We start from the raw sequence: 7,452 nt of genomic DNA, 5'->3' as shown, positions 1-7,452 counted from the left end.
CGACCGTCCGGCCCCGCCCGTCACCGGCGAGTTCCGCGACGCCCTCCCGGATCGCGAACCGCTCGCCGTCCGACGACGTCCAGACCGCCGCCCCGTCGACCCGCGCCCCCGCGATCAGCCACCCGGCCGGGCCCGCCGCCAGCCGCGCCACGCTCACCGCGCGCGGGCCGGCGTACAGCTCGAAGGGCGCCGACGCCTCCCGGAGCTGCCCGCCCGGCGACTGCGACCAGGTGCCCGTGCGCGGGTTGCCGTGCGCGCCGCCGTTCTTCGCCCCGAGCGCCGCCAGCCGGCCGTCGCGGCACGCGGCCGCGTAGAGCACGTGCTGACGGCCGTAGTGGCTCGACGGCGACATCGGCAGCGCCGTCCACGACACGCCGTCGGTGCTGCGCCAGGCCGCCGGCCGGGTCTCCCCCGCCGCGTCGGCCAGCCCGCCGACCACGTACCACGTGCCGGCGCAGGCCACGGCGTCGCGCAGCAGCGGCCGACCGGGGGCGCCCGGCGGCGCCGGCAGGGTCAGCGGCTGCCACTGCGGGCGCAGCGGCTCGTCGGCGGGCTCCGCCGGGGCCCGGTCGCAGCCGGCCGGCAGCAGCGCGAGGACACCGAGCACCGCCACCAGCCGCCGGGTCCGCATGGATCAGATGCTATCGATCAACCGGCCCCGCGAGGAGCCCCCGGAGCGCTCCCCGGCGTGTCGCGTCGCCCCGGCGGCACCTCAGGACGCGGGCTGGGCGACCTCGCCGCCGGCGGTCTCGGCGAGGATCCGCTCGGCGACCTCCTTCATGGTCATCCGGTGGTCCATCGCCGTGCGCTGGATCCACTTGAACGCCTGCGGCTCGGTCATCCCGTACGTCGTCATCAGCGCGCCCTTGGCGCGCTCGACCGTCTTGCGGATCTCCAGCCGGTCGGTCAGCCCCGCGACCTCCGCCTCCAGGGCGGCGATCTCCGAGTAGCGCGACAGCGCGATCTCCACCGCCGGCACCAGGTCGCTCTTCTGGAAGGGCTTCACGAGGTACGCCATCGCGCCGGCCGCCCGCGCCCGCTCCACCAGGTCACGCTGGCTGAACGCGGTCAGGATGATCACCGGGGCGATCCGGGCGCCCGCGATCCGCTCGGCGGCGGCCAGCCCGTCCATGATCGGCATCTTGATGTCGAGGATGACCAGATCCGGCTTGAGCTCCTCGGCGAGCCGGACGGCCGTCTCGCCGTCACCGGCCTCCCCGACGACCTCGTAGCCCTCCTCGACGAGCATCTCGGCCAGGTCCAGCCGGATCAGCGCCTCGTCCTCGGCGATCAGAACGCGCCTGCGCTCGACGTCCGTCTGCATCTCGGCCACGAGCCACTCCCACCAGTCTGTGCTCGACACCCGCGATGCCGGGTGTCGCCGCCCTTAGCGTAGTGGGTAACCTATGTGGCGCCGCCACAGCGTTGGGCGACGACGTCCCCGTATTCCAATGGCAGAGAAGCGGAGCTCAAACCTCCGACAGTGTGGGTTCGAATCCCACCGGGGACACCGGAACTGTCGTACGGGCGTACGAGACTCGTCCTGTGCACGCACCGGAGATACGCGCCCGAGCCCTCAGAGTCCACCTGGGCGGCGCAACCATCGCCGAGGCTGCCCGGGCCGTCGGTCTTTCCTACCGGACTGTCTGGGAGTGGTGCCGCGAGCGGCCGCAACCGCTGGTTCGAAGCACGGCAGAGCGCTGTTTCCGCTGCCGTCGCGACGACGGATATCCGACAAACCCATCGGCATACAGCTACCTGCTGGGCCTCTACCTGGGTGACGGGCACCTGGTCACTAGCTCGCGGGTGCCGGTCTTGAGGATTTCCTGCGGCGACGCGTGGCCCGGGTTGATCGACGCCTGCGACTCCGCTATGCGGGCGGTGCTGGCCAACAAGGTCCAGCGGGTTCCACAACAGGGCTGCGTGAGCGTGCAGAGTTACGGCAAGCACTGGCCGTGCCTGTTCCCGCAGCACGGTCCCGGCAAGAAGCACGAGCGTCAGATCACCCTCGCCGACTGGCAGAAGAGGATCGTCACCGCCCATCCCGGGCCTTTCCTGCGGGGTTTGTTCCACTCCGACGGCTGCCGGTTCAGCAACCGGGTGACGACGCGCGGCAGGAGCTACGTCTACCCGCGCTACATGTTCGTCAACGAGTCGGCCGACATCATGGGGCTCTGCCAGTGGGCACTGGACCTGCTCGGCATCGCCTGGCGGATGAACCGCCGCAACTCCCTCTCCGTGGCGCGCCGGGACGCCGTCGCCGCCCTCGATCGCCACGTCGGCCCGAAGTCCTGACCGTGCCGCCCGGTCGGCTCCCACGGGTGGAACGCCACGGGTGTCACCTGGGCCCGTTGGCACCCGTGGCGTTCCACTCCCGTGCGCCACGACGCCCGCGGCGGGGCGACTCGCGGCAACGGGGCGACCGACTCCCGGCAGTGAGGGCGGGCGACGGCGTTGGTCCGGCCAGCCGAATTCAGCGAGGGCCGGCCGACGACGTCGGTTCGGTCAGCCGAGTACAGCGGAGGCCGGCCGACGGCGTCGGTCTGGTCAGCCGAATTCAGCGAGGGCGGGCGACGACGTCGGTTCGGGTCAGCCGAGTTCGGCGAGGGCCTGGGCCAGGTCGGCGCGCAGGTCCTCCGCGTCCTCCAGGCCCACCGAGACGCGCAGCAGGCCCCCGCACGGCTTGGCCTCCCCCTCGACGGGGCGGTGGGTCAGCGAGGCCGGGTGCTGGATGAGGGTGTCGACGCCGCCCAGCGAGACCGCGTGGGTGATCAGCCGGCAGGCGTTCGCGACGGCGGCCGCGGCGGGGGCGCCGCCGCGTACCTCGAAGGCGAGGAGGCTGCCGGGGCCGCTCATCTGCCGTCCGACGAGCCCGGCGGGGTCGTGCAGCGACGGGTGGTGCACCTGCGCGACGGCGGGGTGGGCGGCGAGCCAGGCGGCGAGCTTCTCGGCGCCGGCCTGCTGGGCACGCACCCGCACCGGCAGGGTCTGCAGGCCGCGGTGCAGCAGGTACGCGCCGAGGGGGTGCAGGATCGCGCCGGTGAGCGCGCGGACCTGGCGCAGCCGGGCGGCCCAGTCGGCGTCGCAGGCGACCACGCCGGCGAGGACGTCGCCGTGCCCGCCGATGCTCTTGGTGGCGCTGTGCAGCACGAGCGCGGCACCGTGCCGGGTGGGTTGCTGGAGCACGGGGGTGGCGACGGTGTTGTCGACGAGCAGCGGCACGTCGCCGGCGGCGCGGGCGAGGGCGGCGATGTCGACCAGGTCGAGGGTGGGGTTGGCCGGGGTCTCGGCGATCACCAGGGCGGTGTCGGGGCGGACGGCGGCGGCGACCTCGTCGGGGCGGGCCCAGGTGACGGTGGTGCCGAGCAGGCCGGTGGCGAGCACGTGGTCGGTGCCGCCGTAGAGGGGGCGGACGGCGACGAGGTGCCGCCTGCCGTCCCGGGTGGCGGCGAGCAGGGTGGCGGTGAGGGCGGCCATGCCGCTGGCGAAGGCGACGGCGTCGGTGGTGTCCTCGAGGTCGGCGAGGGCGGTCTCGAAGCGGGCCACGGTGGGGTTCCACAGGCGCTGGTAGACGGCGCTGCCGCCGGCGGGGAGGGTGCCTCCGGTGGCGAGGGCCTCGTAGGCGTCGCCGCCGGCGTCGACGGACGGCAGCGGGTTGGTGGTGGAGAAGTCGATCGGCGGCACGTGGACGCCGAGTGCGGCGAGGTCGTCGCGGCCGGCGTGCACGGCTCTGGTGTCCACGGTCGTCATGCTGGAAGGATCGAACATAGCGCCAACGGGCGGCAATAGTTCCGAACATGATTCGGTAATTGCCCTTGGAGGCGCGGGCTGGTTCGATGGATGATGCCTCCATGCCCCTTGCTACGAATGATGTGCGGCGGTTCGCCGACCTGGACGACACCGACCGGGCGATCCTGTCGGAGCTGGCCGCCGACGGCCGCCTGCCGAACAACGCCCTCGCCGAGCGGGTCGGGGTGGCCCCCTCGACGTGCCTGACCCGCACCCGCGCCCTGCGGGAGCGCGGGGCGATCCGCGGGTTCCACGCGGAGGTCGATCCGGCGGCGGTGGGGCTGCCGTTGCAGGCGCTGGTGTCGGTACGGCTGACCGCGCACGAGCGGGCGGCGGTGGACGCGTTCCGGGCCCGGTCGGTGCGGCTGCCGGGGGTGGTGGCCGTGTTCCACGTGGCGGGCGCGGAGGACTACGTGCTGCACGTGCGGGCGGCCTCGGCGGACGCCCTGCGGGACTTCGTGCTGGACCACCTGGCCGTGGACCCGGCGGTGCAGCACACCCAGACGAGCCTGATCTTCGAGCAGGCCCGCGGCATGGGCTGAGCGCGCTGCGGGCCCGCGACGGGCGCGTGAGCCGGATCGCCCCGGGGAACAAACCCGAGGTGGGACGGGTTGGCCACCCTTGTGATCAACGTACCGCTGTCTGTTCTTGATCTTGCCCCGGTCGCGGCCGGCGCCACTGCCGGCGCGGCGCTGCGGCATACCACCGAGCTGGCCCGGCGCACGGAGGAACTCGGGTACCGCCGGTTCTGGGTGGCCGAGCACCACAACATGCCGGCGATCGCGAGTTCCGCGCCGGCGGTGCTGCTCGCGCACCTGGCGGCGCACACGTCGACGATCCGGCTCGGCTCCGGCGGGGTGATGCTGCCCAACCACGCGCCGCTGGTGGTGGCCGAGCAGTTCGGCACCCTCGAAGCGCTGCACCCGGGCCGCATCGATTTGGGCATCGGCCGTGCCCCCGGCACCGACCAGGTGACCGCGCTGGCGCTGCGCCGGACGATGGAGGGGCTGTCGGCGGAGGGCTTCCCCCGGGAGCTGTCGGACCTGATGAACTACTTCAGCGGGGAGCGGCCGGGACCGATCACCGCCACCCCGGGCCTCGGCGAGCAGCCGGCGGTCTGGCTGCTCGGCTCCAGCGGGTTCAGCGCCCAGCTGGCCGGGCTGCTGGGCCTGCCGTTCTCCTTCGCGCACCACTTCAGCGCGCAGAACACGGTGCCCGCGCTGGCGCTGTACCGGCAGCACTTCCGGCCGTCGAAGTGGCTGGAGAAGCCGTACGCGATGGTGGCTGTCAACGCGGTCTGCGCGGACACCGACGAGCGGGCGGAGTGGCTGGCGGGGCCGGCGGCGCTGTCGTTCCTGCGGCTGCGTTCGGGGCGGCCCGAGCCGCTGTCGACGCCGGACGAGGCGGCGGCGTACCCGTACACGGAGGCCGAGCGCGAGTTCGTGCGGCAGCGCCGCGACGGGCAGGCGACGGGCTCCCCCGAGACGGTACGGCGGCAGCTCGGGGAGCTGCTGGCGCGCACCGGCGCGGACGAGCTGATGCTGACCACGCTGGTGTACGACGTGGCCGACCGGGTGCGCTCGTACGAGCTGATCGCCGAGCACGTGGCCGGTGGCCTGCGCCGCGAGGGCTGAAACACGATCTTCACGTCGGCGTCACCGGGGCGACGCGTGGCCCGCCTAGTTTTGACCTCGGTGGTGGTACGGCATTCCCGGTCGGGACGGGTCGGGGATGCCGCGGTGTGGGGCACCGGGCCGGAGCTGTGCGGATTCCGCGGCTGCGGCCCGGTGCCTTTTCCGTTCTGCGACCGGCCGATTGTGCGCCCCGGGGGCGCCGCCGCCGACCGGTCGTCGGGTCACCGCAGGTAGACGTTGGGCGTGGGCGGGGCGGCCATGCCGTCGCCGAGGAAGAAGCCCGGGTGCGGGGGCTGGTTGTAGGCGGTGTTCTGCCAGGCGACCGCCACCCGGTACTGCGGGTCGTGCATGAGCGTGTGGATCCGGGTGTTGGTGGGCGTGGGCGTGCTGTAGATGCGCAGGGCCCGGCTGTCGGTGGTGCGCCAGACGACCTCCTCCCGCCAGTCACCGAACAGGTCGGCGGAGAGCGCCGGGGTGGACTTGGTGCCGTTGTTCGCCGCCACGCCGCTGGCGGTCAGCAGGCGGGTGTCGCCACCGGTGCCGTACTTGTCGATCCGGGTGCCGTCGAGCAGTTCCCGGACGGGGTCGCCGTCCCACCAGGCGAGGAAGTTCGCCGAGGACGGCCGGCGCCCGACGACGGCCCCGGTGGCGCTGTAGAGGTCGCCCATGTGGGTGCCGGCGCCCCAGAACTCGGCGCCGGGGCTGCCGGCGTGGATGTCGGCGGCGACGCCCCGGCCGGGGCCCTCGACTCCCCCGTTGTTCGGCCGCTGCCAGAAGACCTGACCGGTACGGGCGTCGTGCAGGTCGGCCGCCGGCTGGTTGCCGGACTCGTGGATGGTGAAGACCTCCAGGCCGGCGCGGGCGGGCAGGAGGTCGCCGACGTGCAGGGCGTCGCCGTGGCCGAAGCCGGTGGCGTACATCAGGCGGCCGTCGTCGTTGATGGTGGCCGACCCGTACACGATCTCCTGGCGCCCGTCGGCGTCGACGTCGGCGACGGAGAGGTTGTGGTTGCCCTGGCCGTAGGCGGCGCCGTTGCCCGAGGCGTTGGAGTCGAAGGTCCACCGCTTGCGCAGGGTGCCGTCGCGGAAGTCCCAGGCCGCCACGACCGCCCGGGTGTAGTAGCCGCGGGCCATCACCAGCGAGGGGCGCTGCCCGTCGAGGTAGGCGGTGGCGGCGAGGAAGCGGTCGACCCGGTTGCCGTAGTTGTCGCCCCAGGAGGAGACGGTGCCCCGCGGCGGGTCGTAGTTGACGGTGGAGAGGACGGCGCCGGTGCGGCCGTCGAACATGGTCAGGTACTCGGGGCCGGCGAGGACGTACCCGCTGGAGTTGCGGTGGTCGGCGGTGGCGGAGCCGATCACCTGGCCGGTGCCGGAGCGGGTGCCGTCGGCGGTCTTCATGGCCACCTCGGCGCGACCGTCGCCGTCGTAGTCGTACACCTGGAACTGGGTGTAGTGGGCCCCGGCGCGGATGTTGCGGCCCAGGTCGACGCGCCACAGCCGGGTGCCGGTGAGGGTGTACGCGTCGACGTACACGTTGCCGGTGTAGCCGGACTGGGAGTTGTCCTTGGCGTTGGACGGCTCCCACTTGACCACGAACTCGTAGTCCCCGTCGCCGTCGAGGTCGCCGACGGAGGCGTCGCCGGCGGAGTACGTGTAGCTCTCGCCGCTCGGCGTGCTCGCGCCCGCCGGCACCTGCAACGGCACGTCGAGGTAGCCGGCGGGGAACCGGAGCGCGGCCGCGGAGGCGGCCTGTTCGGTGCCGCCGACCACGGCGCGCACGGTGTAGGTCGCGTCGGCCGCCGCGCCGCTGTCGAGGTAGTTGGTCGCCCCGGTGATCGGGCTGCCGTTGACCCTGGTCGCGCCGCGGTAGAGGTTGAAGGCGACCCCGGTCGTCTCGGTGCCGAGCAGCCGCCAGGAGACCAGGTTGCCGCTGCCGGAGCGGACGCTGACCAGTCCCCGGTCGAGGTCCTCCATCTGCACCGCCCCGACCGGCGGCGGGGTGGTCGGGGCGGTGCAGATGGAGGACCTCG

6 protein-coding genes, 1 tRNA gene and 2 pseudogenes are annotated in these 7,452 nt (G+C 73.4%); 5 read left to right on the top strand and 4 right to left on the bottom strand.

The annotated features are described in order from the left end of the window. Window positions 1-631 (bottom strand): annotated as a pseudogene (locus F6X68_RS28345) (hypothetical protein); the annotation flags it as partial. Window positions 632-712: 81 nt separating this feature from the next. Next, the gene (locus F6X68_RS28340) at window positions 713-1,333 is read right to left on the bottom strand and encodes an ANTAR domain-containing response regulator (protein ID WP_151457121.1); all 621 of its coding nucleotides are present in this window, start codon (window positions 1,331-1,333) and stop codon (window positions 713-715) included. 104 nt (window positions 1,334-1,437) lie between these two features. On the opposite strand from F6X68_RS28340, the gene F6X68_RS28335 reads away from it, so the two are divergent. The 3 genes and pseudogenes from F6X68_RS28335 to F6X68_RS34465 all read left to right on the top strand — a co-directional run bounded on the left by F6X68_RS28335 (window position 1,438) and on the right by F6X68_RS34465 (window position 2,295). Beyond that, a tRNA-Leu gene (locus F6X68_RS28335) sits at window positions 1,438-1,510 on the top strand. Continuing rightward, window positions 1,486-1,644 (top strand): annotated as a pseudogene (locus F6X68_RS34915) (hypothetical protein); the annotation flags it as partial. The gene F6X68_RS28335 and the pseudogene F6X68_RS34915, both read left to right, overlap by 25 nt. Before the next feature lie 279 nt (window positions 1,645-1,923). Then, the gene (locus F6X68_RS34465) at window positions 1,924-2,295 is read left to right on the top strand and encodes a hypothetical protein (RefSeq protein WP_225852475.1); all 372 of its coding nucleotides are present in this window, start codon (window positions 1,924-1,926) and stop codon (window positions 2,293-2,295) included. A gap of 294 nt (window positions 2,296-2,589) precedes the next feature. Here the strand turns inward: F6X68_RS34465 and F6X68_RS28325 are convergent, their stop codons facing one another. Beyond that, window positions 2,590-3,768: a PLP-dependent aspartate aminotransferase family protein gene (locus tag F6X68_RS28325; RefSeq protein WP_151457119.1), complete on the bottom strand. Its 1,179-nt coding sequence runs from the start codon at window positions 3,766-3,768 to the stop codon at window positions 2,590-2,592. 83 nt (window positions 3,769-3,851) lie between these two features. On the opposite strand from F6X68_RS28325, the gene F6X68_RS28320 reads away from it, so the two are divergent. Then, on the top strand, window positions 3,852-4,331 hold the full coding sequence (locus tag F6X68_RS28320; protein WP_132236429.1) for an Lrp/AsnC family transcriptional regulator: 480 nt from the start codon (window positions 3,852-3,854) through the stop codon (window positions 4,329-4,331). Between the two features lie 81 nt (window positions 4,332-4,412). Further along, window positions 4,413-5,423 carry an LLM class flavin-dependent oxidoreductase gene (locus F6X68_RS28315; protein ID WP_192581569.1) on the top strand — a complete coding sequence of 337 codons (1,011 nt, stop codon included), beginning with the start codon at window positions 4,413-4,415 and terminating at the stop codon, window positions 5,421-5,423. 221 nt (window positions 5,424-5,644) lie between these two features. Here the strand turns inward: F6X68_RS28315 and F6X68_RS28310 are convergent. Further along, a partial coding sequence (locus F6X68_RS28310; protein ID WP_151457117.1) for a rhamnogalacturonan lyase occupies window positions 5,645-7,452 on the bottom strand: 1,808 nt, incomplete at its 5' end.

It is taken from the genome of Micromonospora sp. AMSO12t (genome assembly GCF_008806585.1).
Taxonomy (GTDB): Bacteria; Actinomycetota; Actinomycetes; order Mycobacteriales; family Micromonosporaceae; genus Micromonospora; species Micromonospora reichwaldensis.
The sequence above is the reverse complement of the archived record's forward strand: the minus strand, read 5'-3'. Positions and strand labels throughout refer to the sequence as shown.